This is a genomic window from Brevibacterium sp. LAARM3_SD1 (assembly GCF_057364765.1).
Genome location: NZ_JBNFOL010000005.1, coordinates 30,417 through 55,395, shown reverse-complemented (window position 1 = coordinate 55,395; position 24,979 = coordinate 30,417). Strand labels below are relative to the sequence as shown.

Genomic DNA, 24,979 nt, shown 5'->3' with positions numbered 1-24,979 from the left:
GTTGGGACGAGCCGAACCGGGCTCTGAAAGCCCCGAACGAGGAGATCAGTGGACCGCAGCACGTTAGCCCATGCCCTGGAAGCTGGACGGATCACCGGGGAGGTTGCCACTCCGAGAGAGAACAACCTCTCGCACATCCACCGTTTCCTCGACCAGGAGCGCCAGTTCGACTTCGGCGTCGAACTCACCCGGAACTGGGATTATGATTCGGTGTTCGCGCTGATGGTCGAGCGCTGTGGTCTGCGGCCCGATCTCGACTTCGTCGTAGGCGTGGACACGATCTCCACTGACGCCTGCATCGACGCTTTGGAGAGACTCGCGGAGGCGGTCGGTGAGGTCACGCGGGCAGGTGGACGCATCCTCTTTGCCACCGGTCATCCGGCCGGACTGCTGCCCGTGCACATGGCCATTGCCGCCGCAGCGAAGTCGGCAGGCGCCGTCATCGACACCCGTGACCACTTGATCCCGGTCCCGGAGATCGGGGGCGACGTCCGACAGATCAACAACGTGTGGACCTGGCACCTGCACGGCGGCAGCCCGCACACGCACCTGGCCGAGCCGATGCATGCCCTGCTCGATGATGTCGCCGCCCGCGGCGGATCGGCTCCCGACCTCGTCGTGGCCGACCATGGGTGGGCCGGAGCCGCCGCGAGCAGGGGACTGCGGACCATCGGCTACGCCGACTGCAACGATCCGGCCCTCTTCGTCGCCGAGGAACAGGGACAGATCGAGGCGACCATCCCGCTCGATGACGACGTCGTGCCCAACCTCTACGCCCCGCTCATCGACTTCGTCATCGAACGCGCGGGACTGAACTGACGGTCGGCAGCTGACAGGCCGGTGGGACTGGACTGAGCGACACGGTCACTCGATGTCGTTGGCCAGGTCCTCGATCACCTCGGCGCCGGACAGGGACGCGAGTGTGGAGCCGGAGAGCAACAGCTTGGAGCCGCGGATTCCGGAGCCGATGATGAGCTCGTCGGCCGCAGCGACGCGGGAATCGATGAGCACCCGGTAGTTCTCCGGAAGTCCGATCGGTCCGATCCCGCCGTACTCCATCCCGGACTCGCTGACGGCACGCTCGAGCGGGAGGAACGACGCCTTGCGGACGTCGAGGAGCTTCTTGACTCGCTTGTTGACATCGGCCCGCGTGTTCGCGAGCACCATGCATGCGGCGATGCGCTCCTCGCCGCCTCGAGAACCGGCGACGAGGACGCAGTTCGCCGAGGTGGCCGGCGGCAGATCCGTGGCCCCGAGGAGAGACGCAGTGTCTGCGATCTGCGGGTCGATGGCAAAGACCTCGACATCGCCGGAGACCGTCGGCAGGGCGGCGGCCGTCGATTCGGCCATGAGCTCCGGAGCGGTGTCGGCGGGTTGGAGGGTGAACTGAGTGGACAGGCGTTCCTTCGTGGTCATGGCCACAGTGTAGGAGATCCGTGTCGAATCGCTTTGTCCGGGCCCATCAGTTAGAATTGACTGTCGCTCCGTGTCCGGTTCCTACGGTTCGGAGCGTGTCCAGCAGACGAATTCGGGCACTGGCAGATGGGTCGGACCCATATCAGGCGCCTGAAAGAATTCAGCAGAGGTAAGAAAATGAAGAAGGACATCCACCCGGAATACGCGCCGATCGTGTTCAACGATCTGGCTTCCGGCACCAAGTTCCTCACCCGCTCCACCGCTAAGAGCGACAAGACCATCGAGTGGGAAGACGGCAACACCTACCCCGTGATTGACGTCGAGATCTCGTCCGCTTCGCACCCGTTCTACACGGGCAAGCAGCGCATCCTCGACTCCGCCGGCCGCGTGGAGAAGTTCAAGGACCGCTACAAGGGCTTCGGCAAGCGCTGATCTCTGGCGTTCCCAACAGCTTCATACAGATTGCCCCGCACACCGAATGGTGTGCGGGGGCAATCTGCTGTCTGCGGACTGGCTGCCGTCCCCGCGGGGACGCAGCTACGGCAGCAGTGATCAGTCGACGGTGACCGAGACCTCGGGGGAGGGACTCACCCGAGCCGCCGGATGGTAGAGCGAGGCGACGCCGGTGGCGTTGTCGAGGCAGTTCGCGATTCCGTGAGCGACCTTCTCCTTCGCGGAGACGACCGCGTCCTTGATGTCCAGACCGGTGGCGATGCCCGCCGCGATCGAGGAAGCGAAGGAGCAGCCTGCGCCGTTGACGAGCTTGTTGTTGACCTTGCGCGAACGCAGAGTCGTCACGTTCTCACCATCGAAGAGGATGTCGATGGCATCGTCTCCGGCGAGACGGGCTCCGCCCTTGACGACGACGTTCTTCGCACCCTGCCCGTGGATGATCTTCGCGGCCTCGACCATGCCTTCGACGGAGTCGATGGGGCCGACCCCGGCCAGGGTCGCGGCCTCTTCGAGGTTCGGGGTGACGACGGTGGCCAGAGGTACGAGGTTCTCGACGAAGAGATCCTTGAGGTCGACCATGGTGCCTGCGCCCTTGCACACGAGCACAGGGTCGAAGACGTACGGCAGATCGTTGGTCTTCAGCTTCTCGGCGAGGACCAGAGCCGAATCGACGGAGCCGAGCATTCCGGACTTGATGGCAGAGAACTCGTGCACGGCCATCGTCGAGTCGAGCTGACGGGTGACGACCTCTGGTTCGATGAACTCGAGGACGTGGGCGAATCCGTCATTGGGGTCGAAGGTGACGATGCAGGTGACGGCGGCAGTGCCGAAGGCACCGTATTCGTCGAACATCTTCAGGTCGGCTTCGAGTCCGGCTCCTCCGGATACGTCGGATCCGGCGACGGTGAGCACCTTTGCGGTCATTGTGGTCCTTTCAGGTAAAGCGTTCGCGAAGAAGTCTACGCGGGTTCAGGCCCCTGCGTAGCCGTGCTGACGCCAGGCTTCGTAGATGGCGATGGATGCCGAATTCGCCAGGTTGAGCGAACGACGGGCTGGCAACATCGGGATCCGCACCGCCATGTCCACATGGTCGTCGTTGATGACCTCGTCGGGCAGCCCCGTCGACTCGCACCCGAAGAGGAGGACGTCGCCGTCTTGGTATTCGACCTCGGCGAAGGAATTGTCCGTGTGCGTGCTGAACGCGATCACCCGACGCTCACCGAGGTGGCTCCACAGTTCGTCGATCGATGGATGGACGGTGACATGGGCGAGGTCGTGATAGTCGAGCCCGGCGCGGCGCAGCTTCGCATCGGAGAGATCGAAGCCGAGGGGCTCGACGAGATGAAGATGGGCCCCGGTGACCGCGGCAAGCCGGATGGCGTTTCCGGTGTTGCCGGGGATCTCGGGAGTATGGAAGACGATGTCGATATTCATATCCCCTTCATCTTCTCACCTCAGAGACTGGCCTTACGCACGAGGAGGTACCCCTGCCCAGTCGTCTCCGGAAAGCGGCCTGCCCGATCGGGTTCGCGTTCGAGACGGGTGGCCGGAACGAAACCATGAGGGGCAAGAGCGGTGAGCACGTTATCGATCGAGCGTCGGTGGAAGTCGAGGTCGACGTCGAAGCCTGCGAGATCGGAGAAGTGATCGACTCGATCGCCGAGCTGAAACGCCAGCTGGAACCAGCCGCCCGGACGAAGGACGCGAGCCGCCTCGGCGAAGACGGTTGAAAGCTCCTCATCGGGGATGTGGATGGTCGAATACCAGGCGACGAGACCGGAGAAGGAATCATCGGCATAGGGCAGTGCGGTCATCGATCCGACGTCGAACGGAAGCGTCGGATAGAGGCCCCGAGCGAGTTCGACCATGGCAGGAGAGAGGTCGAGTCCGCGCGGTCCGAGTCCGAGGGCGGCGAGGAACGAAGTGATGCGACCCGGACCGCAGCCCATGTCGAGGACCGCGGCTGAACCGGTGCCGAGGACGAGTTCGGAGAAGGCTCCGAGCACTGCGCGGTCATGAGGTTTCGCGGTGAGCTCATCGGCGATCCATTCCGTGTAGGTCTGGGCGATCGCGTCATAGGAATCACGCGTCGAGGATTCGTGCGTACTGGTCTCGTGGGCTTCGTCGGTCATGACGTCACCCTACCCGGATGCGCCGTCGCTGACTCATCGTCTGGGCACGTTGTCTGGACACGGCACCGGTGGCCCGGGTCGGGTGTGCGAGTGTCACCATCGGAAACGAAAACGAATCGAATCTATGGAATGAATGATGAGTGGAAAGAGGGATAAGAGAGATTCTCGTGTCAGCGCCGAGTTCTAGAGTGATGGCACGGTCGGCGGTCATGGGGGCTGCGGAGCCGGAGGGCCGGAAGGCCGCGGGGAGGGGAGCCATGCGCAACGAAGAACGGGGCGATTCATGGGATGTGATCGTGGAGAGGGCAAGGCGCTCGAGGGAGGCAGCAGCGCCGGATTCGACCTCGGGGGAGACGGTGCGACCGCGTGCAGCGAAGGCCGCGGAACTCGATGGGCTGAGCGTCGATTCGAAAGACTATGGGGGATCCGCGGACGACGTAGATCTCAGCACCCTCACCTGTGCGCAGATCGTGGATGACATTCGGCGCAACATCTCATGCATCTCGTTCTGCCATGCACGCGTCATCGCCCTCATCGACGAGGTCGAAAGGCGGGGACTGTGGGCGGAATGGGTCGGGGTGAAGACCCTGACCGAGTGGGTGATGCATGTGGCGTCCGTGAGTATGCACACGGCTCGCGAGTATGTGCGTGTGATGAGGGCGCTGCGGGAGATGCCGAAGGTGAAGAAGAGTTTGGCGGGCGGTGATGTCAGCTTCTCAAAGGTGAGGGAGGTGACCCGGCTGGGGGAGCGGATCGGCGACGATGAGGCGCTGCGTCTGGCCACACTTGCCACCGGCAGCCAGATCAGTCGGATCTCGCAGAACTATCAGCAGCTGGCCGACAAGATCGACAACGGCCCGTTCCCGTTGTATCTGGCTCAGGACAGTGTGAGCATGCGTCAGGTGGGGCCAGGGCGCACTCGCATCACGACCGAGCTCGAGGAGGATGAAGCGGCGGAGATCGCCACAATGCTCGACGCTGCCCGTCAGGTTCTCGAGCGCCCTATCGCCGAGGTGGGCGAGACGGCAGAGTCCGGTGCGGAGGATGAAGTCGAAAACAGTGCTGGGGAAGTGCCGTACGAGCCGGTCTCCCAGGTGATGTGCCTGATGGAGGTCATCCGGGCTTTCCCTCGCGCTGCGCCCGCCGGTTCGGTCGATGCCGACCGTGCCCGCCTGCTCGTCCACGCCTCCGCCGAGGTGATCACCCGCAGCGGCGCCACAGTGGAGGCCGCCCCGGCTTTTGAGCCTCCGATGGTGAGCATCCCCGCAAGGGCCGCGACCGAAACTGGTGTCCCCGCGGGGATACCTGCCGGAGGGAAGTCCAGGGCGGACATGCTGACGGGGGCGACGTACGAGGAAGACGTCCCCGCGGGACGCAGAAAGAGCGCGCGGACACGACTCGTCGGATCGAGGGATTCGGAGGCATCACTGCAGCGACGGCGGAGCGTCTGAGCTGCGAGGCTCTCATCAGCGGGGTGATCAAGGACTCCGGAGGCGACGTCCTCATGCTCGGGCGGTCGAAGCGTCTGGTGAGCAGGCGGCAGCGACTGGCTCTGAGTGTGCGCGATGTCTGCTGCCAGTTCCCCGGCTGCCGGAGCCGCCGACGATGCGACGCCCACCACATCCGCCCCTGGTCGCAGGGAGGGGCGACGGACATGGACAATCTCATCCTGCTCTGCCGTCGTCACCACACCGTGGTGCACAAGTACCAGCTGCGCATCGAACGCACCGGAGCGGACTTCGCCGGAGCGATGCGCGGTCCCGCCGCCTTTGCCTTCTACCTGCCCGACGGCTCTCAGCTGCTTCCTCTGGAAAGTCGAGTGAGGGGACGGATGATGTTCAACACAGCGGTTCGCGTCGCCGAGGTCAAGAAGATCACGAAAGCGGCCGATCCTGGCACCGTCGGTGGCGGTTACGGCTTTGACCTCGGCCTCTGTATCGCATGGATGTTCGAAGCCGAATGGCGACACGCCCGGGAGAAGAATGCGGCTGCCTGAATCTTGCCAATTTAGAACACCAGTTCGATAATGGATGTCATGTCAGCAGCACCAGTCATCGAACAGCTCAGCCGGGAGACGGGGATCTCCACGGCTGCGGCGCTGTTCGATAAGATCCCACCCCATCCGGTGGATCCTGTGCTCTCTCCGCTGTTCCGTCGCGGCGGCCTGCCGCGTGGGGAACTCGTCACCGTCACCGGTGGGCTGTCGCTGAGCTGCGGGCTGGCGACGATCGCTGCGGCGACCCGGGAGCAGAAGTGGTGTGCCGGCATCGGACTCGGCGAGCCGTCCGTGTCCTCGATCGCCGACCTCGGTGTGGACCTCGACCATTTCGTCAACCTCGCGACTCCCGGTGAGGACTGGCTGCGAGTGGCCTCGATCCTCATCGAGTCCTTCGACATCATCCTCGTCGACCCCGGCTTCGCCCCGAGCGCTTCCGAACGGGCCCGACTCCTGGCGAAGATCCGTGAACGGCGGATGAGCCTCATCAGCCTCCGCCCCATGTCCGGCAGCACGGAGCAGATCGAGATCACCGACACCCGCTGGTCGGGTGCCGAACATGGTCGCGGACGTCTGCAGTCCTGCCTCGTCCGTGCTCGTTCACAGACGGGAACCCACCGGTTCCTGCTGCCGGGACCATCAGGGACTCCCACCAGCGTCCCGCGGGACGCTGGAAGTGGTGGCAGGCGGGGGCTCCGCAGGGACTGCGAACGTGGCAGCCGAAGCACGCGCCGTTCCTGCAGAGGACACGGACACGAACGCGGACACGGCCGATGATCCTCGGTGGTCGGCGATCACGCAGCTGCGGAAGGTGATCAGCCATGTCGGATGAGTCCGGCCGCACCCTCGTGCTCACCGTGCCCGACTGGCCGGCGGTGGCCGCAGCGGTCGAACACGATATCGCTCCGGGCCGTCCTGTCGCGGTCCTCCACGCGGGCGGGGTGATCGCCGCCAATGCTCCTGCCCGTGCCGCCGGAATCACCGCCGGGAACAACAAGCGCGCCGTGGGATACCGCTGTCCGGAAGCCCACGTCGCGGTCTGGGACGAAGAGGCAGACAACCGACATTTCAGCGCCGGGGTCGGTGCCCTCGAAGGCCTCGTCGCCCGGTTCACCCTGCTCAGCCCGGGCACATTGGCGATCCCCCTCGACTCGCTCAGACACGGCTACGCCGACGAAGCCAGTGCTGTCGAGACTCTGGTCTCGGCTCTCGTCGCCGACACCGGGTGGGAGTTCTTCCCCGGAATCGCCGACACCGTCTTCGCCGCGGTCCTCGCCGCCGGGCAGGCGCGTCGGGTCGAACCCGGGCAGACCGTGGACTTCCTCTCCGCCCAGCCGATCACCACCTTGGAATACGCCGGCGCCGAGGCGACCGCACTGATCGAGGTCTTCCTGCAGCTGGGGCTGCGCACCCTCGGTGACTTCGCCCGTCTCGAGGCCAAAGACGTGAACGCGCGCTTCGGTGCCTTCGGTCGGCATCTGCACGACCTGGCCTCCGGGCGGGCAGGAGCCCCGCTCGCCGATCATGTCCGGGGCGAACAGCTCGAGGTCGAACTCGACCTTGATGCCCCGACAACCCGCAGCGACACCCTCGGCTTCCTCGCCCGCCAGCTCGGCGCAGATCTGCTGGGGAAGGTGCGCAGGCAAGGGCTGGTCTGCACCCAGATCACGATCGAACTCGATGCCGCGGCCGGCCAGTCCTCGTCCCGGACCTGGCGGATCGAGGACATGCAGGAGAACGCGATCGCCGACCGTCTGCGGTGGCAGGCCGAAGGCTGGCTGGCCGGAGTGAGCGCCGGGGCCGGACGCCCCGGCCCGAATCAGGACTCCGGCACGGAACAGGCTGACCCGCAGGCGCTCGACATCGTCGACGAACCGGCACCCGATGCCGAGGACTTCTCCGAGGACGGCATCATCGCGCTGCGTCTCATCGCGGCCGAACTGACCACCCCGATCGGTGCCACGCGCAGTCTGTTCGACGAGAACACCGGGCAGATCACCCATACGCTCGAGCGTCTGCAGGGACTGTTCGGTCCCGATGCCGTCCTGGTTCCGGGACTCCAAGGCGGGTGGGACCCCGCCGAGACGAACCTGTGGACCCCGTGGCAGCAGACGGCCGCCCCCGAGCGCAGTCCTGCCGCGCCCTGGCCCGGGGCCCTGCACGCGCCCCGTCCGACGACCGTCGAACACTCCGCCGTCGACGTGCTCGCCGCCGACGGATCACCGGTGGAGGCACGCCCTCGGGCTGGGTGCGGCGCCGGCGACGATCAGATTCCCCACCGGGCAGACCGAGAGCATCACCGACTACTCCGGTTCCTGGCCCATCGAATCCGGATGGTGGGACCCGAGCCGAGCCGTCTACCGGACCCGTCTGCAGGTGGTCACCGATACCGGTCGTGCTCTCCTGCTGAGCAAAGAACGCGGCCAGTGGTACCTCACGGGCCGCTACCGCTGACCGGCAACCCCACCTGAGAGGAGGAGACCCGATGGGATTCTCGAACCCGCGCACACCGTGGTCGAAGCTGGCCCGCCGCCTCGAAGGCAAGGACGACGTCGACAAGCCGGTCGTCGATAAGCTGTCCGCTGCCAAGCCGCCCGTGGACCAGCCGGCCGATCACCCGGTCGATAAGCACGCCGACGGTTCCGACGCCCCGGCGTTCTCCCGCCCCGACCGCTACCAGGTCTCGGTCGGTCCCGGCGGTTCGGACAGACTCAGCCGCTATCAGGGGCCGAAAGACACCGGCGGCGCTCAAAGCCCCGGCAGCGGACCGCTGCTGTGCCGGAGCAGCGTGGATTGGGCGGAGCTGCATGTGCATTCCCAGTTCAGCTTTCTCGACGGAGCCTCCGACCCCGAAGACCTCGTCGCCGCCGGTGCCGCCGCCGGGCTGAGCTCCCTGGCGCTGACCGACCACAACGGACTCTACGGAGCCGTCCGCTTCGCCCACGCCGCCGCCGAGGTGGGGCTGGACACCGTGTTCGGCTCCGAGCTGTCCATCGGGCTGACCGAGAAGATCCCCGGCCAGACCGATCCCGACGCCACCCACCTGCTTGTCCTCGCCCGCAGCGTCGAGGGCTATCACCAGCTCTCTCAGGCCATTACCGAGGCGAACCTGCGCGGTGAGAAGAACCGCCCTCTCTTCGACCTCGAAGAGCTCGCGGCAAAGGACGGCGACTGGATGATCCTCACCGGCTGCCGCAAAGGTCCGCTGCGACGAGCGTTGGGCGACGATGACGGCGGGCTCAGCGCTCTGCGCGAACTCACCGCACTCTTCGGATCCGACCGGGTCGCCGTCGAACTCAGCCGGGACGGAACCCCGGATGACGACGAACGGCTGCGCCACTTCGGCGATCTGGCACAGCGGGCGGGTCTGCCGGTCATGGCCAGCAATGCCGTCCACTTCGCCACTCGGGCCGCGTGGAAGTCGGCCCAAGTGCGCGCCTCGGTGCGGTCGCGGAAGTCCCTGGACGAACTGGCCGGATGGCTGCCGGCGACGGCGAGCGCACGCATCCATACCGGTGAGGAGATGCTCGCACGCTTCCCTCGGCAGGCCCTGGACAATGCGGTGCGGATCGGTCGGGAATGCTCCTTCGTCCTCTCCTCTGCCCGACCCGATCTGCCGAAGGCTCCGATGCCCGATGAGACCGAGGGGGAGACGTATCTGCGCGGCCTCATCGCCGAACGCGGCCGCACCCGCTACGGAACCCGAGCCGAGAACCCCCGGGCCTGGGAACAGCTGGACCGGGAGATGGACATGATCGCGCAGCTGGGATTCTGCGGATACTTCCTCATCGTCTTCGACATCACCGAATTCTGCCGCCATATGGGCATCTTCTGCCAAGGGCGGGGATCGGCGGCGAACTCCGCGGTCTGCTACGTCCTGGGCATCACCGCCGTCGACGCCGTCAAACACGGACTGCTCTTCGACCGGTTCCTGTCCCCGGACCGCAAGGGGTACCCGGACATCGACATCGACATCGAATCCGGCCGCCGCGAAGAGGTCATCCAATACGTCTACGACCATTTCGGCCGCGACCGGGCCGCCCAGGTCGCCAATGTCATCACCTACCGTGCGAAATCGGCGATCCGGGACGCCGCCTTCAGCCTCGGCTATGCCCCCGGACAGCAGGATGCGTTCTCGAAGTCGAGCAACCGGTGGTCGAGCCTGCCCGATGCCGCGGACTCACCGGTGCCCGCCCCGGTGCTCGACGTCGCCGAGGATCTGCTCGGCTCCCCGCGCCATCTGGGCATCCACTCCGGCGGGATGATCCTCGCTGACCGCGCCATCGGCGAAGTCGTGCCGATCGAGAAGGCGACGATGGGCCACCGCACCGTCGTCCAATGGGACAAGGACGACTGCGCGGCCATGGACCTGGTGAAGTTCGACCTGCTCGGCCTGGGCATGCTCACCGCCCTGCACGAGATGGTCGGGCTCGTCCACCGCCACACCGGGGTCCTCATCGACCGGGCGGAGATCGATGACGACGACGAAGCCGTCTACGAGATGCTCTGCCGAGCCGATGCGATAGGGGTCTTCCAAGTCGAATCCCGTGCTCAGCTGGCCACTCTGCCCCGACTGCGACCGACGACGTTCTACGACCTGGCCGTTCAAGTCGCTCTCATCCGACCGGGGCCGATCCAAGGCGGCTCCGTCCACCCTTATATCCGCAGACGGCAGGGCCTCGACGAGGTCGAATACCTCCACCCGCTGCTCGAGAAGTCCCTGGCCAAGACCTGCGGGGTCCCCCTGTTCCAAGAGCAGCTCATGCAGATGGCCATCGACGTCGGGGGGTTCACCGGGGCCGATGCGGACCGGCTGCGGCAGGCCATGGGCTCACGTCGGTCGGAGAAGCGGATGGCCGAACTCGCCGAGAAGTTCCGCACCGGAGCCATGGACCGCGGAGTGGACGAGGACACCGCCGAGACGATCTTCTCCACCATCGCCGCCTTCGCGAACTACGGATTCCCCGAATCGCATGCCATCAGCTTCGCGAACCTCGTCTATCAGTCCGCCTGGTTCAAATACCACCACCACGCGGCCTTCACCGCCGGACTGCTGCGCAGTCAGCCGATGGGCTTCTACTCCCCGCAGTCCCTCATCGCCGACGCCCGCCGGCACCAAGTGCCGATCCTGCCCGTCGACATCCACCGGTCCCGAGCAGCCACGGACCTCGAACGGGTCGAACCCGGAAAGCCGGGACACACCATCACCGAGGCGGGGGCCGGGGACGGGGGCACCGCCTCGGCGGAGGAGCTGGGGATCCGCTTGGGACTGGACACCGTCGCGCATGTCGGCTCCTTCGCCGAGGTGATCGAGACCGAACGCGACAACGCGCCGTTCACCTCGGTGGCGGACTTGGCCGAACGCACCGGAATCGGCAAACAGGCCCTGGAATCCCTCGCCACAGCCGGAGCCCTGTCCGGATTCGACCTCGACCGACGGCAGGCGCTGTGGCTGGCCGGGGGAGTCGCCGGTGCCCATCCGGGGCTGCTGCCGGGGACGGCGAGCGTGGACTCGGCCCCGACCCTGCCGGCCATGGACGCCTTCGACGTGACCTTGGCCGAGCTCTTCTCCACCGGAATCACCGTCGACGGCTACCCCACGGAGATCCTGCGCGAGTCGCTGATCGCCCGCGGATACTCATCGACCGCGGATGCGGCGGCGGCCGCGGACGGAACCCGGATGACGGTGGCCGCGATCGTCACCCACCGGCAGCGCCCGGCGACCGCCTCGGGGATCACCTTCATCAACCTCGAGGACGAATTCGGGATGCTCAATGTGGTGGCCACCGCCGGGCTGATGAAGCGCTTCCGCACGGTCGCGACCTCCCGCAACGCACTCGTCGTCACCGGGCTCATCCAACGCGGGGGAGACGTGGTGAGCCTCTACGCGCACAAACTCATCCCCCTCGAAGTGCAGCTGCCGACGAAGGCCCGCAACTTCCGGTGACATCGATTTCCGGTGACCGCGATTCCCCGTGACCCCGATTTCCGGTGTCCTCGGCATCGCCGCCAGCTGCAGACAGCCTGCATCGCCGGCAGCTGCAGACAGCCTGCCCAGGTATGACACAGGAGCAGCTGTGTGACGCACGAACACGTCCGGGTGTGACGAAAGATGACACATGATGACGCCAACATGACAGACAGGCGGACGCAAGCCGGAGAAGTCGATGACAGTAGACACATCACATCGCCTCAACCAGCGACACCGCCACCGCACTCACAGAGGAGAGTCACCATGACCCAGGCATTCGAAACCCGTCAGATCCATGCCGGACAGGCACCCGACCCGGTCACCGGTTCACGCGCCCTGCCCATCCACCAGACCACCTCGTTCGTGTTCAACGACGTCGACCACGCCGCGGCGCGCTTTGCGCTGACCGACGTCGGCCCCGTCTACAGCCGCCTGACGAACCCGACGAACGAAGTCGTCGAGAACCGCATCGCCGATCTCGAAGGCGGCGTCCACGCCGTCCTCACCGCCTCGGGCCAGTCCGCGGCCTTCCTCGCGATCACGAACGTCGCCGGAGCCGGTGACCACATCGTGGCCAGCTCCAGCCTCTACGGCGGAACCGTCAACCTCTTCGATGTCACCCTGCGCAAGCTCGGCATCGAAACCACCTTCGTCGACGTCGACGACCACGCAGCCTGGAAGAACGCGATCCAGGACAACACGAAGCTCCTCTTCGGCGAGGTCGTGTCGAACCCGCGCTCGGACATCCTCGACATCGAGGCGATCTCCGGAATCGCCCACGAAGCCGGTGTGCCGCTCTTCGTCGACAACACACTCGCCAGCCCCTACCTCGTGCGTCCGATCGAATTCGGTGCCGACGTCGTGCTCCACTCCGCTACGAAGTACCTCGGCGGCCACGGCAACTCCGTTGCCGGAGTCCTCGTCGACAGCGGCAACTTCGACTACGGCGCACAGCCGGAGAAGTTCCCCGGCTTCAACGAACCCGACGCTTCCTACAACGGACTCGTCTTCGCCCGTGACCTCGGCGCCGACGGACCCTTCGGAGCCAACGTGTCCTTCGGACTCAAGGCCCGCGTGCAGGGCCTGCGCGACCTCGGACCCTCGCTCAGCCCGACGAACGCGTTCCTGCTGGCCCAGGGCATCGAGACCCTGAGCCTGCGCATCGAACGCCACGTGGAGAATGCGAACAAGGTCGCTTCCTACCTTGAGGCACACAGCCAGGTCGACCGCGTCGCCTACGCCGGACTCGAGTCGAGCCCCTGGAACCATCTGGCCAAGAAGTACCTGCCCAACGGTGTGGGTTCGGTGGTCGCCTTCGACATCGCCGGCGGATACGACGCGGCTGTGGCCTTCGTCGACGCCCTCGAACTGCACTCCCTGGTGGCGAACATCGGTGACGTTCGTTCGCTCGTCATCCACCCGGCTTCGACCACGCACGCTCAGCTCGACGAGGAAGCTCAGAAGGCCGCCGGAGTCAACCCTGCCCTGGTGCGTCTGTCCGTGGGAATCGAAGGCATCGACGACATCATCGGCGACCTCGACAAGGGCTTCGCAGCGGCAGCGGCGAAGGCGTCGGCCGCGGCCTGAGATGACCACCCAGAGCACCTCCGTCGAAAGGATCCTGGGCTTCGGCACGGACTCGGGGCACACCTTCGGCACGGTCGAGATCGCCTATGAGACCTTCGGCACCCTCAACGCCGACCGGTCCAATGCGATCCTCATCGAACACGCTCTGACCGGCGACACCCGCGTCACCGAATGGTGGGCGGGTGTCGTCGGGCCCGGGGAGGCCGTGGACACCGACAAGTACTTCGTGGTGTGCGCGAACTCCCTCGGGGGCTGCTCGGGCACGACCGGGCCGCAGTCGACCTACGATGACGGCCTGGCCTACGGCTCCCGATTCCCTCGGGTCTCGATCCGCGATATGGCACGCCTGGAGCACAACCTCGCTCAGATCCTCGGCATCGACTCCTGGGTCGCCGTCATCGGCGGATCCATGGGAGGTGCCAGAGCGCTGGAGTTCGCTCTGCTGGACAAGCGGAAGGTCCGCAAATGTGCGGTCATCGCCGCACCGGCTTTCTGCGAAGCCGACCAGATCGCCTGGGCGATGATGCAGGAACGTGCGATCGAACTCGACGCCGACTACTATTCCGGTGACTATTCGGCCGTCGGCAGCTTTCCCAGCCACGGCCTCGGCCTGGCCCGGCAGATCGCGCATCTGACGTATCGCAATGATGCCGATCTCAACGAACGCTTCTCCCGTCGGCTGCGTTCGGAGGACTACTACGAGGTGACCTCGTACCTGGACCACCAGGCCAAGAAGCTCACTGCACGGTTCGACCCGCACAGCTACATCGTGCTCACACGTGCCCTGCGCGACCATGATGTGCGCCGAGGCCGGTCCTCCGACCTCACGACCGCACTGGCCGATGCCTGCACCGACAACCTCGTCGTCTCCGTGTCCTCGGACCGGCTGTTCCCGCCGGAGCAGGTGGGCATCCTCGCCGAGGCGCTGCCCGGGAGGGTCCGGCACCACATCATCGACTCCCCGGTCGGCCACGACGGGTTCCTCACCGAGACCGAGAAGATCTCCGCGGTACTCGCCGACTTCCTCGCCGACTGAGACGGCTCCGAATCACCCCAAGCACCAGAAGACCCCCGCAGACCGTTCGCTGCGGGGGTCTTCTGGTGGGCCCGGATCACGGGCCTGCGGTCACCGTGCGGCGGCCTTCGCCTTCTTCTTCGTGGCCTTGCGCAGCTGCTTCTCGTCGACCGGGAAGTCCTGACGAGCCCGCGCCCGACGGTAGTAGTCGGCGGCCTCTGCCTGACGCTCGGCTTCGACGCCGGATGCGATGGTGGCCCGACGGTGGACGTCCGAGTAGCCGAATGCTTCGACGAGGTCGAGGGCATTGGCCGCGAGCTTCTTGCACAGACGGTTCAGCGTCTCGTTGATCTGGCGTGCACGCGCCATCGGCAGGCGACCGTACATGAGGTGCCAGGCCATGTGCTTCTCGATCAGTCCGAGACCGTAGGTGTCACGCAGACGACGGAAAGCCTTGGCCTGATCGGCGTCGGTCTGCTCCTTCATCTTCTCGTCCAGCGCCTTCCACTTCTCGAGCTCGACATAGGCGCGTGCCATCTCGATGAGCTCATGCTGGTGGACGTTGAACAGATCGGCCGCCTGCGCGGCCGGCATCTTCGTCGCAGGCCGCAGCGCCTGAGCAACTCCGGCGACCATGACCTCCAGACGCGTTTCGAGCAGGGTTCGCTGCAGGCGTCCCGAACGGATCCGCTTGTCGCCGAGGTTCGGGGTCAGCGCATCCGAGATCGCCCGTCCGGCATTGGCCAGACCGGTGCGGTAGAGCGTATGTTCGGCGGCCTGGGTGCCGATGAAGCGGGCGGCTCCGCCGACGTCGAGGTTCGCGAATTCCTTCGCATAATCGCCGAGGAGGCGCTTGGCCACGAGCTGCAGCAGCACCGTGTTGTCGCCTTCGAAGGTGACATAGACGTCGAGGTCGGCGCGCAGCCCCACGAGGCGGTTCTCCGCCATGAATCCGGCACCGCCGCAGGCCTCACGGCATTCCTGGATGACGTCGAGCGCCATCCAGGTCGAGTCGGCCTTGAACGCAGCCGCCCGGGTCTCGAGCAGAGCCCGGTTCTCCTCGGAGTCATCGGCTCCGGCGAAGACCTCTTCGAAGGAGGTCAGCAGCTTCTCGTGCGCGAACGCCGAGGCGTACACGGCGGCGAGGGCCGGCATGAGGCGACGCTGATGCCGGCCGTAGTCGAGCAGAGTCGTCTCGGCGAAGTCATCGCCGGCCGTGAACTGCTTGCGTTCGAGTCCGTAGCGCACGGCGATGTCGAGGGCGATCTTCGATGCGACCACGGAGGCGCCGTCGAGCGAGACGCGGCCCTGGACCAGAGTGCCGAGCATCGTGAAGAAGCGGCGTCCCGGCGATTCGATGGGTGAGGAGTACGTGCCGTCGGCGGTGACGTCTCCATAGCGATTGAGCAGGTTCGTGCGTGGGATCCGCACGGAGTCGAAGGCGAGGCGCCCATTGTCGACTCCCTTGAGCCCGCCCTTGTAGCCGTCGTCTTCGATCGAGACTCCCGGCATCGGCTCACCGGCCTCGTCGCGGACGGGCACGAAGAAGGCATGCACCCCGTGCTTGACTCCCTTGGTGATGAGCTGAGCGAAGACGACGGCGGCCCGGGCATCGCGGGCGGCGTTGCCGATGTACTCCTTCGTTGCGGCCCGGAAGGGGGTCTCGATGACGAACTCTTCGGTCGCCTCATCGTAGGTGGCGGTGGTCGCCACGTTCGCCACATCGGATCCGTGCCCGATCTCCGTCATCGCGAACGAACCCAGCAGACGGCCGGACTGAGCGTCGAGCAGCCACTTCTGATGCTGTTCCTTATCCCCGAGATGGAGGATCGCTCCGCCGAAGAGTCCGAACTGGACGCCGGCCTTGATCTGCAGGCTCGGGTTGGCCGTGACGGTCTCTTCGAACCCGGCGACGTTCGTGGCGTGTTCGTTCTTTCCGCCCATCTCCGGTGACAGCCCTGTCATCGGCAGTCCGGTCTCGGCCATCATCATGACCCCGTCGAGGGTCTTCGCCCGTGCGGTGTCGAGATCATCGGCCGGATCGTCATGGGTCGACGACGCTTCGGCCAGGGTCCGCCCGAGTCGGCGAGCTTCTGCCCAATGTCCGTCGAGGACGTCGTTGATGGCTTTCGGGTCAAGAGACAGCTTCATTGTTCTACTCCTCGTTGTTCGGGCAGGGTTGCCCAGAGCCAATGGGTGATGGTGGTGGCGAATTCCTCGGGCCGGTCCGGTCGGGACAGCCACGTCTCGGTGGCGGCGCGGACGAAACCGATCGCTCCGGCCGACCACAGCCGAGCCTGCTCCCCGCTCAGGTCGAGGCGTTCGGCCAGCTGCCCGGCAACGGAATTGAAGAAACCGCCGGTCTCCTCGGGCGCGAACCGGTTGACCGCGGTGTCGCAGAAGCGATACACGTTCGGGGAATTCCCGGCGAGCGTGACGAATGCGCGGATCATCGCGGCCAGGGACTCCTGCGCCGCGGCTGAACCCTCGCCCTTCGCCGAGGCGGCCGCGGCCTCATCGAGAGACCGGACGATGACGCCCATCGCCCATTCGCCCATGGCTGCCTGCAGACCCGCCCGGTCGGCGAAGTATCGGTAAAGCACCGACTTCGACGTTCCGGTCGCGTCCGAGATCTGCTCCATCGACATGTCATCGCCGTATTCGTCGACGACGAGCCGCACAGAGCGCAGAAGTTCGCGACGACGCTCATCGCGGTGCTTCTGCCACCTCGTCGAGCGGCCGTCTGTGATCGATTTCATGTAACCGACAGTATCAGGTACTGTCGGTATCGGCTAAATCAACCACTCGGAGGTGCACATGTCCGCTCCCAACAACCGCGCCGTCATCCTCGGCGGCAACCGAATTCCGTTCGCCCGCTCGAACAAGCAGTACTCGAAGGCCACGAACCTCGATATGCTCACTTCGGCCATCGACGGGCTCGTCGCCCGCTTCGGATTGGCCGGCGAGAATATCGGCGAAGTCGCCGGAGGCGCCGTCCTCAAGCACTCGAAGGACTTCAACCTCACCCGTGAGGCCGTGCTCGGCTCGGCCCTGGCGCCGACGACGCCCGCCTTCGATCTCGGTCAGGCCTGCGCCACCGGCCTGGAAGCCGTGGTCAGCCTCAATAACAAGATCAACGCCGGACAGATCGAGTCCGGAATCGCCTCCGGCGTGGATTCGACGTCCGACGCTCCGATCGTCATCAACGATTCGATGCGCGAGATCCTCCTCGAACTCACCCGTGCGAAGACGATGGCGCAGAAGGCGAAGATCGCCTCGCAGATCCGCCCTGCCTACCTCGCGCCGCAGGCACCGAGCACGGGCGAACCGCGCACGGGCTTGAGCATGGGCGAGCACCAGGCGATCACCACGGCTGCCTGGGGCATCAGCCGACAGGCTCAGGACGAACTCGCCGTGGCCTCGCACAAGAACCTCGCCGCGGCCTGGGAGTCCGGATTCTTCGACGATCTCACCACTCCGTACCTCGGGGTCAGCCGCGATACGAACATGCGTGCCGACTCGACCGTGGAATCCCTGGCGAAGCTCAACCCCGTCTTCGGCAGGAAGCTCGCCACCGAGGCGACCATGACCGCCGGCAACTCGACTCCGCTGACCGACGGCGCTTCCTCGGTGCTGCTGGGCAGCGAGGACTGGGCCGCCGAACACGGCTTCACCCCGTTGGCGCGCCTCGTCGACGCCGAAGCAGCCGCCGTCGATTTCGTCGACGGCGACGAAGGTCTGCTCATGGCCCCTGCCTACGCAGTTCCGCGGCTGCTGGCCCGCAACGGGCTGACCTTCGACGACTTCGATGTCTTCGAGATCCACGAAGCATTCGCCTCCACTGTGCTCTCGCACCTGGCCGCCTGGGAATCCGAAGAGTTCTGCAAGGACAAGGCCGGACTGGATGCGGCACTGGGCACCATCGACCGCGACAAGCTCAACCCGCTGGGCTCGAGCCTGGCCGCAGGTCACCCCTTCGCCGCCACCGGCGGACGCATCATCGCCAGCACCGCCAAGCACCTGAAGACCACCGGCAAGAAGCGCTCCCTGGTCTCGATCTGCGCCGCAGGCGGACAGGGACTCACTGCGATTGTGGAGGCAGCATGAAAGACACCTATCTCTCCCTCGTCAACGGACCGCTGAAGCAGGTTGCGAAGACCCTCGGCCTGCCGCAGCCGGTCGAACTCAACCGCTTCGGCTCCACCCCGGCGTCCTATGAGAACAAGCCGGTCCTCGTCCTCGGTGCTGGTCCCGGCGCCCAAGGCCTGGCCGATCAGCTGCTGGAGAACGGACTTGAGGTCCGCCGCAACGCCCAGACCGGTGAGAAGCTGCGGGCTGTCATCGCCGTCCTCGACGATGCGCAGTCTCCGGCCGATCTGTCACCGGTCGTCCTCGAAGTCGGTGCCGCCCTGCGTTCACTGGCCGCCTGTGGTCGAGTGATCACCATCTCGACGGCACCGGATGCGCAGAGCCAGACGCCGGAGCAGGCCGCCACCGCCCAGGGCATCACCGGCTTCACCAGGTCGGTCGCCCATGAGATGCGCGCCGGCGCCACCGCCAACGGGATCCTGCTCGACGGAGTCGACCTCACCGCACCCTCGGTGGCAGCGGCCCTGTGGTTCCTGCTCTCCGGCAAATCCGCCTATGTCTCCGGCCAGTTCCTCACGGTCTCCTCCGACGCCGGGCAGCGACTGAGCCTGAGCGAATTCATGTCCACCGGCGATGCCGGCCCGCTGGCCGGACGCACCGCTGTGGTGACCGGTGCCGCACGCGGAATCGGAGCCGCGATCGCCGAGAATCTCGCCCGTGACGGCGCCTACGTCGTCGGCGTCGACATGCCGCAGGCCGGTCAGGCGCTGGCGCAGGTGATGAACCGGATCGGCGGCAAGTCGCTGCAGCTCGACATCACCGCAGCCGATGCCCCGGACAAGATCACCGAGGCGCTCGGAGCACCCGTGGACATCCTCGTCCACAACGCCGGCATCACTCGAGACAAAATGCTGGCGAACATGGACGCGGCCAAATGGGATTCCGTCATCGCCGTCAATATCGCCGCGCAGACGGTGATCAATGCGCGCCTGTCGGAGAAGGGACTCTTCGCCGACGGCGCCCAGGTCGTCTCCCTGGCCTCGACGTCGGGTATCGCGGGCAACCGCGGCCAGACGAACTACGCGACTTCGAAGGCCGGAGTCATCGGACTCACCGCCGCCTCGGCGGAGGACTTCGCTGCTCGTGGGGGCGCGATCAACGCGGTGGCGCCCGGGTTCATCGAAACGGATATGACCGCGAAGATGCCGACATTGACCCGCCAGGTCGCCCGCCGGCTCTCGAGCCTGCAGCAGGGCGGTCAGCCGGTCGACGTCGCCGAAGCCATCGGCTTCCTCGCCTCCAGCGGTGCTCGCGGCATCAACGGACAGACCCTGCGCGTGTGCGGTCAGAACATGGTGGGTGCATGATGGCGGATTCGATGCTTCCCATCTACGCTCGTGCCCTGCTCAAGACCCTGCCGGTGGGACCGCGCACCGGTCCGGAGCTGCCGGACTATGCGATCGATCGCAGCATCCCGCTCGAACCGGTCGCCTATGCTGGCTTCGCCCATGTCGTCGGCCACGGCCTGGACGACATCGTCCACCCCGGCTATCTGCACATCCTCGGCTTCCCGCTGAGCATGCAGCTGCTGGCCGATCCCGAGGTGCCGCTGCCGATGATGGGGATGGTCCACATCCACAACCGCGTCGATATGCATTCGCAGGCCCGCCTCGGCGAGGTCGTCGACTTCCACCTCGAACTCGCCGGTCCCTTCGAGCACACGAAGGGCACGACGATCGAGGTGCGGCTCGAGGCGAAGGTCGACGGACGACCCGTGATGGACGAGGTCTCCACGTACCTGGCCAAGGGGCGGAAGCTGTCGGGAGCCAAGCCGAAGGCGCAGGTGCTGCACTTCGAGTTCACGGCGCCGCAGGCGAGCGCCGTATGGCGTCTGGATCCGATCATCGGCCAGCGCTATGCGAAGGTCTCGGGAGACTACAACCCGATCCACCTCAACGGTCTGGCCGCGAAGGGATTCGGTTTCCCGAAGCAGATCGCACACGGGATGTACAGCGCCTCTCGGGCGTTCTCGGCGATGGATCCCCGCCTCGAGTCCTACCGTTGGGACGTGTCGTTCGCGAAGCCGATCCTGCTGCCGGGAACGGTCGGCTATGCCCTCACTTCAGGGCGCCGCCACGAGGTCGCGGAGTCGGCCGTCTTCGACCTGAAGACAGGCAAACCGCATGTGCTCTCGCAGGTGGCCGACCTGCACTGACAGCCGAAAAAGTGGAGTGCGTCACAAATGCCGATTTCGATTTTGCGACACCGTTTCGCGCATGTAGAGTTATCTCTGTTGCCAGCGCGAGTGGCGGAATTGGTAGACGCGCTAGCTTGAGGTGCTAGTGCCCAACTTATCGGGCGTGGGGGTTCAAGTCCCCCTTCGCGCACAACGAGGAGATGGCCTCCGGATTTCGATCCGGAGGCCATCTTCGCATTCGGCTCCAGTGACTTCCGCTGGTTCGAAGTGCGGATGCCCCGTTCTTCAACACCACGGATGAATTTTGAACACGCGGGTGCGGATCGAACGTCGAGGCGATCACCACCGCGGGTGGGATACGGTGGTGACTGTCAGGCCGATCACAGCACTGCCGCGTGATCCACCCACCACCGAGGGGAGTCCCCGTGTTTGATTTCAGTGCCGCAGAGGACGAAGTCACCGAACTGTGCCGTCAGCTCATCCGCATCGACACTCAGAACTGGGGCGGGAACAAAGCCAACCCGGAGCTGCCCGCCGCTGAGCTCATCGCCTCCTGGCTCGCCGAGGTGGACCTGAAGTCCGAAATCGTCGAATCCTCACCGGGACGGGCCAATCTCGTCGCCCGTGTCAAGGGCTCGAATCCGCAGGCTCCGGCTCTCGTCGTCCACGGCCACACCGACGTCGTTCCCGCAGCCGCGGAGGACTGGAGTGTCGACCCCTTCGAGGGCGTCATCAAGGACGGTCTGCTGTGGGGCCGCGGCGCGGTGGACATGAAGGACATGGACGCGATGATCGTCGCCTCCGTCCGGGCGATGCTGGCCCAAGGACTCACCCCTCGCCGAGACCTCGTGATCGCCTTCTTCGCCGATGAGGAGGCAGGAGGCAACTACGGCGCCCGTCATATGGTGCGCAACCGGCCCGAACTGTTCTCCGGAGCCACCGAGGCGATCTCGGAGGTCGGCGGCTACTCCGTGGACGTGCGAGGACAGCGCGTCTACCTCATTCAGACGGCGGAGAAGGGACTGGCCTGGCTGAACCTCATCGCTCACGGCACCGCCGGACACGGGTCTCAGCGCAATGACGACAACCCCGTCACGCGGCTCGCCGCCGCGATCACGAGGATCGGCAATCACCCGTGGCCTCAGGAGATCCCCTTGGCCACGCGAAAGCTGCTCGAAGGCGTCTCGGAGCTCACGGGGATCGAGTTCACGGCAGAGACGATCCCGCAGCTGCTCGCCGAGCTCGGATCGGTCGAGAAGTTCGTGGCACCGACCTTGCAGAACACCTCGAACCCGTCGTTCCTCGAAGCCGGATACAAACACAACGTCATCCCCGGCACCGCGACCGCCTACGTCGACTGCCGCACACTGCCGGGTCAGCACGAAGACGTGATGCTCAAGATCAAGGAGCTCGCGGGGGAGGGCATCGATATTTCCGCAGAGGACGAAGGCGAGGCGCTCGAGTCGCCGTTCGACACTCCGCTGGTCGCGCAGATGCAGAAGAGCCTGCTAGCCGATGACCCGAGCGCGAAGGTTCTGCCCTACACGCTCTCCGGAGGCACGGACAACAAGTCGATGGCCGAGCTCGGCATCACCGGCTACGGCTTCGCCCCGCTCCAGCTCACCGGCGACCTCGACTTCCCGGCCATGTTCCACGGCGTCGACGAGAGGGTGCCGATCTCGGCGCTCAAGTTCGGGACGCGGGTTCTCGGCGACTTCCTGATGAACGCATGACCGGGACCGGCAGCACCGTCACGATCCCGACGAGCACTCCAGCAGCGCTGAGCACCGTGGTCAGCGTGACGTCGGAGCCCGGGATCGGCAGCAGCGCATCGAGTGCCAACGCCCCGACCAGATTGCCGAAGAGCGCGAACAAGCTGAGCAGCAGCACTCCCAGCCGCTGCCGACCTCCGGGCGGCAGATCGGTGGAATCGACGATGAGTTCACGCAGCAGTGCGACGAGTCGTCGGGCCGCCCCTCGTGAACGGGCCGAGACCACAAGGGCGATGCCGACACAGAGGAATCCGACGACGAATGAGACGAACGCGGCGAAGACGGCGTGGCCGAGCACCTGACCGAGCAGGCCGTTCGCTCGTCCCTGCAGGACATCGCCGCTCCCGCAGCGATCGTGACGAAACCAGCGGTGAGCACAGTGACGAGGGAGGAAGACCTCACACCATCAGCTGCTCAGAGTCAGCGGCATGATCTTCCGGCGCAGCCAGACGGTGCGGACTCCGCCGACGGAGATGCGGGTCCGAGCGAGTTCCCACTGTCCGTATTCCGCCTGGTCGTTGAGTTCCTGCAGGCTGACCGAACGCGGCACATCACGAGAGAACGAGACCTTCCGGAACTCGTAGGTCATACGTGGACGCTGACGTTTCATAGCCTCACCCTAGACGATCTGGGCTAGTCTTGGCGGTATGCCCGTCATCGTTCTTCTGCGGCACGGCCTCTCCAGCGCCAACGTCTCCGGAATCCTGGCCGGACGCGCCCCCGGCGTGTCTCTCACCGACGAGGGGAGACGGGCCCTGCGGGCCAATCTCGAACTGCTGCCGCACCGGCACTTCGCCGGCCTTCTGCATTCGCCGCTGCAGCGATGCGAAGAGACCGCGATGGTCGCGGCGGAGGTGGCCGAATTCGATGACATTGCCGTCGATGACGCCGTCATCGAACTCGACTACGGCGAGTGGACGGGACGAACGCTCAAAGAGCTGGGGCGAGAGCCCCTATGGAAGACCGTGGTGACGTCAGCGTCGCAGGCGAGGTTCCCCGGTGGGGAATCCATCACCGAGGCGGCCGACCGATCGACGGCCCGCGTCCGTGACCTCGTGGCGCAGCTGCGCGAGGAGGAACGCTCCGATGCGGACCTCGGGGCCGCTTCGAAATCAGGGACTGCCTCGGAGTCAGGGACCGACGTTGGGAAGCCAGCGCCGCCTCGGTGGGCGATGATCGTCTCCCACGGAGACATCATCAAGGCGATCATCGCCGATGCACTGGGAATGCCCCTCGACGAATTCCAACGTCTGAGCGTCGCTCCGGGATCATTCACGGTCATCGACTATTCCGGTGATAGGCCGGTGCTCGCAGCGATGTCAGTGACCGCAGCCGGACTCGCACAGTCTGCCGCCGTCGGCGGCGGCGGACTGCGCTGATCTCGGCAGTCGTGTGAATGCGCTGATCCCGGCACTCATGAGCGAGTGCCGGGATCAGTTCATGCTGGTGCAGGACGGGACGTCGACTCAGACGGCGGCGAGGACTCCCGTGCCGAGCAGGATATAGAGGACGATGCCCAAAGCTACGCGGTACCAGACGAAGATGGCGAAGGACTTCGTCTCCACGTACTTGAGGAACCAGTGGATGACGACGAGGCCGAGCCCGAAGGCGATGATCGTGGCGAGGATCGTCGGTCCCCAGCCGAGCACCATGGCCTCGCTGCGACCCAGCGTCTGCGCCACGCCGTAGAGGCCCGAACCGACGACGGCGGGAATGGCGAGGAGGAACGAATAGCGGGCCGCGGAAGGACGGTCGAAGCCCATGAACCGGCCGGCCATGATCGTGCCGCCGGAACGTGACACGCCGGGAATGACGGCGAGAGCCTGAGCGAAGCCGTACAGAATGCCCTGACCCCAGGTCATGTCCTCGAGGGTGCGTTCGCGCTTTCCGGCCCAGTCGGCGAGGCCGATGATGAGACCGAAGACGATGAGCATCGTCGCCGTGATCCAGAGGCTGCGCAGAGCGCCCTCGATGTAGTCCTGGAAGAGCAGGCCGATGATGACGATGGGAATCGAACCGACGATGATGAGCCAGCCCAGGCGCACCTCGGGATCCTGGCGATCATGCTTGCCGACGAGCGCCTTGCACCATTTCGAGATGATCGAAACGATATCGCTCCAGAAGTAGACGACGACGGCCGCCTCGGTGCCGATCTGGATGATGGCGGTGAAGAACGCGCCCGGATCGGAACCGGGAAGCATGAGTTCGCCGACGATGCGCACATGCGCCGACGAGGAGATCGGGAGGAACTCGGTGAGCGCCTGCACGATTCCGAGAACGGCAGCGACCAACCAGTCGTACATACGACTCCTTGAGAATATGAGGTAGGAACGAAACCACGGTAGTCGCAG

Annotated in this window: 23 protein-coding genes and 1 tRNA gene; 15 read left to right on the top strand and 9 right to left on the bottom strand. The window is 65.7% G+C overall.

Annotated elements, in window-relative coordinates; translation table 11 throughout:
• The first annotated feature begins 48 nt into the window (after window positions 1–48).
• Window positions 49–819: a phosphatase gene (locus AC2W7L_RS04175; RefSeq protein WP_486003395.1), complete on the top strand. Its 771-nt coding sequence runs from the start codon at window positions 49–51 to the stop codon at window positions 817–819.
• Between the two features lie 45 nt (window positions 820–864).
• Here AC2W7L_RS04175 and AC2W7L_RS04170 read toward each other — a convergent pair whose 3' ends face one another.
• Complete coding sequence (locus AC2W7L_RS04170) at window positions 865–1,416, bottom strand: YbaK/EbsC family protein (protein ID WP_486003394.1); 552 nt, start codon at window positions 1,414–1,416, stop codon at window positions 865–867.
• Between the two features lie 177 nt (window positions 1,417–1,593).
• On the opposite strand from AC2W7L_RS04170, the gene AC2W7L_RS04165 reads away from it, so the two are divergent.
• Window positions 1,594–1,848, top strand: coding sequence for a type B 50S ribosomal protein L31 (locus AC2W7L_RS04165; protein WP_009375892.1), 255 nt, complete (start codon window positions 1,594–1,596; stop codon window positions 1,846–1,848).
• Window positions 1,849–1,968: 120 nt separating this feature from the next.
• Here the strand turns inward: AC2W7L_RS04165 and AC2W7L_RS04160 are convergent, their stop codons facing one another.
• From AC2W7L_RS04160 to AC2W7L_RS04150, 3 genes are read right to left on the bottom strand one after another with little or no spacing between them, the layout of a single operon-like run.
• Entirely contained in the window at window positions 1,969–2,793 is an 825-nt protein-coding gene (locus AC2W7L_RS04160) for a PfkB family carbohydrate kinase (protein WP_486003393.1), read from the bottom strand.
• A 45-nt stretch (window positions 2,794–2,838) separates the two neighbouring features.
• On the bottom strand, window positions 2,839–3,303 hold the full coding sequence (locus tag AC2W7L_RS04155) for a tRNA (cytidine(34)-2'-O)-methyltransferase (protein WP_486003392.1): 465 nt from the start codon (window positions 3,301–3,303) through the stop codon (window positions 2,839–2,841).
• Between the two features lie 20 nt (window positions 3,304–3,323).
• A complete protein-coding gene (locus AC2W7L_RS04150) occupies window positions 3,324–4,001 on the bottom strand; it encodes a class I SAM-dependent methyltransferase (RefSeq protein WP_486003391.1) in 678 nt (225 codons plus the stop codon).
• Between the two features lie 257 nt (window positions 4,002–4,258).
• Here AC2W7L_RS04150 and AC2W7L_RS04145 point away from each other — a divergent pair, with 257 nt between their 5' ends.
• The 7 genes from AC2W7L_RS04145 to metX all read left to right on the top strand — a co-directional run bounded on the left by AC2W7L_RS04145 (window position 4,259) and on the right by metX (window position 14,591).
• On the top strand, window positions 4,259–5,452 hold the full coding sequence (locus AC2W7L_RS04145; protein WP_486003390.1) for a 13E12 repeat family protein: 1,194 nt from the start codon (window positions 4,259–4,261) through the stop codon (window positions 5,450–5,452).
• A 23-nt stretch (window positions 5,453–5,475) separates the two neighbouring features.
• On the top strand, window positions 5,476–5,997 hold the full coding sequence (locus tag AC2W7L_RS04140; protein ID WP_486003389.1) for an HNH endonuclease signature motif containing protein: 522 nt from the start codon (window positions 5,476–5,478) through the stop codon (window positions 5,995–5,997).
• 39 nt (window positions 5,998–6,036) lie between these two features.
• Window positions 6,037–6,774 (top strand): porin, encoded by a 738-nt coding sequence (locus AC2W7L_RS04135; RefSeq protein WP_486003388.1) that lies wholly within the window; start codon window positions 6,037–6,039, stop codon window positions 6,772–6,774.
• Window positions 6,775–6,818: 44 nt separating this feature from the next.
• Complete coding sequence (locus tag AC2W7L_RS04130) at window positions 6,819–8,468, top strand: Y-family DNA polymerase (RefSeq protein WP_486003387.1); 1,650 nt, start codon at window positions 6,819–6,821, stop codon at window positions 8,466–8,468.
• A gap of 14 nt (window positions 8,469–8,482) precedes the next feature.
• Entirely contained in the window at window positions 8,483–11,944 is a 3,462-nt protein-coding gene (locus AC2W7L_RS04125; protein WP_486003386.1) for an error-prone DNA polymerase, read from the top strand.
• 288 nt (window positions 11,945–12,232) lie between these two features.
• The gene (locus AC2W7L_RS04120) at window positions 12,233–13,555 is read left to right on the top strand and encodes an O-acetylhomoserine aminocarboxypropyltransferase/cysteine synthase family protein (RefSeq protein WP_486003385.1); all 1,323 of its coding nucleotides are present in this window, start codon (window positions 12,233–12,235) and stop codon (window positions 13,553–13,555) included.
• A gap of 1 nt (window position 13,556) precedes the next feature.
• Window positions 13,557–14,591, top strand: coding sequence for a homoserine O-acetyltransferase MetX (metX, locus tag AC2W7L_RS04115; protein ID WP_167196329.1), 1,035 nt, complete (start codon window positions 13,557–13,559; stop codon window positions 14,589–14,591).
• Between the two features lie 90 nt (window positions 14,592–14,681).
• On the opposite strand, the gene AC2W7L_RS04110 is transcribed toward metX, so the two are convergent.
• A complete protein-coding gene (locus AC2W7L_RS04110) occupies window positions 14,682–16,721 on the bottom strand; it encodes an acyl-CoA dehydrogenase family protein (protein ID WP_486003384.1) in 2,040 nt (679 codons plus the stop codon).
• Window positions 16,718–17,329 (bottom strand): TetR/AcrR family transcriptional regulator, encoded by a 612-nt coding sequence (locus AC2W7L_RS04105; RefSeq protein ID WP_486003383.1) that lies wholly within the window; start codon window positions 17,327–17,329, stop codon window positions 16,718–16,720. Before AC2W7L_RS04105 ends, AC2W7L_RS04110 begins: the two co-directional genes overlap by 4 nt.
• A 58-nt stretch (window positions 17,330–17,387) precedes the next feature.
• On the opposite strand from AC2W7L_RS04105, the gene AC2W7L_RS04100 reads away from it, so the two are divergent.
• From AC2W7L_RS04100 to AC2W7L_RS04080, 5 genes are all read left to right on the top strand, one after another.
• Window positions 17,388–18,677: an acetyl-CoA C-acetyltransferase gene (locus tag AC2W7L_RS04100; RefSeq protein ID WP_486003382.1), complete on the top strand. Its 1,290-nt coding sequence runs from the start codon at window positions 17,388–17,390 to the stop codon at window positions 18,675–18,677.
• Complete coding sequence (locus AC2W7L_RS04095; RefSeq protein WP_486003381.1) at window positions 18,674–20,026, top strand: 3-oxoacyl-ACP reductase; 1,353 nt, start codon at window positions 18,674–18,676, stop codon at window positions 20,024–20,026. Before AC2W7L_RS04100 ends, AC2W7L_RS04095 begins: the two co-directional genes overlap by 4 nt.
• An 11-nt stretch (window positions 20,027–20,037) precedes the next feature.
• The gene (locus tag AC2W7L_RS04090; RefSeq protein WP_486003380.1) at window positions 20,038–20,874 is read left to right on the top strand and encodes a MaoC/PaaZ C-terminal domain-containing protein; all 837 of its coding nucleotides are present in this window, start codon (window positions 20,038–20,040) and stop codon (window positions 20,872–20,874) included.
• An 84-nt stretch (window positions 20,875–20,958) separates the two neighbouring features.
• Window positions 20,959–21,046: transfer RNA gene (locus AC2W7L_RS04085), tRNA-Leu, on the top strand.
• 235 nt (window positions 21,047–21,281) lie between these two features.
• Complete coding sequence (locus AC2W7L_RS04080) at window positions 21,282–22,589, top strand: M20/M25/M40 family metallo-hydrolase (protein ID WP_486003379.1); 1,308 nt, start codon at window positions 21,282–21,284, stop codon at window positions 22,587–22,589.
• On the opposite strand, the gene AC2W7L_RS04075 is transcribed toward AC2W7L_RS04080, so the two are convergent.
• On the bottom strand, window positions 22,543–22,926 hold the full coding sequence (locus tag AC2W7L_RS04075; protein WP_486003378.1) for a hypothetical protein: 384 nt from the start codon (window positions 22,924–22,926) through the stop codon (window positions 22,543–22,545). The two genes, AC2W7L_RS04080 and AC2W7L_RS04075, sit on opposite strands and share 47 nt — an antisense overlap.
• A 108-nt stretch (window positions 22,927–23,034) precedes the next feature.
• A complete protein-coding gene (locus AC2W7L_RS04070) occupies window positions 23,035–23,217 on the bottom strand; it encodes a DUF5703 family protein (protein WP_167196305.1) in 183 nt (60 codons plus the stop codon).
• A gap of 58 nt (window positions 23,218–23,275) precedes the next feature.
• Here AC2W7L_RS04070 and AC2W7L_RS04065 point away from each other — a divergent pair, with 58 nt between their 5' ends.
• The gene (locus tag AC2W7L_RS04065) at window positions 23,276–24,007 is read left to right on the top strand and encodes a histidine phosphatase family protein (RefSeq protein WP_486003377.1); all 732 of its coding nucleotides are present in this window, start codon (window positions 23,276–23,278) and stop codon (window positions 24,005–24,007) included.
• Between the two features lie 87 nt (window positions 24,008–24,094).
• Here AC2W7L_RS04065 and AC2W7L_RS04060 read toward each other — a convergent pair whose 3' ends face one another.
• Window positions 24,095–24,931: an undecaprenyl-diphosphate phosphatase gene (locus AC2W7L_RS04060; RefSeq protein ID WP_486003376.1), complete on the bottom strand. Its 837-nt coding sequence runs from the start codon at window positions 24,929–24,931 to the stop codon at window positions 24,095–24,097.
• Between the last annotated feature and the right edge of the window lie 48 nt (window positions 24,932–24,979).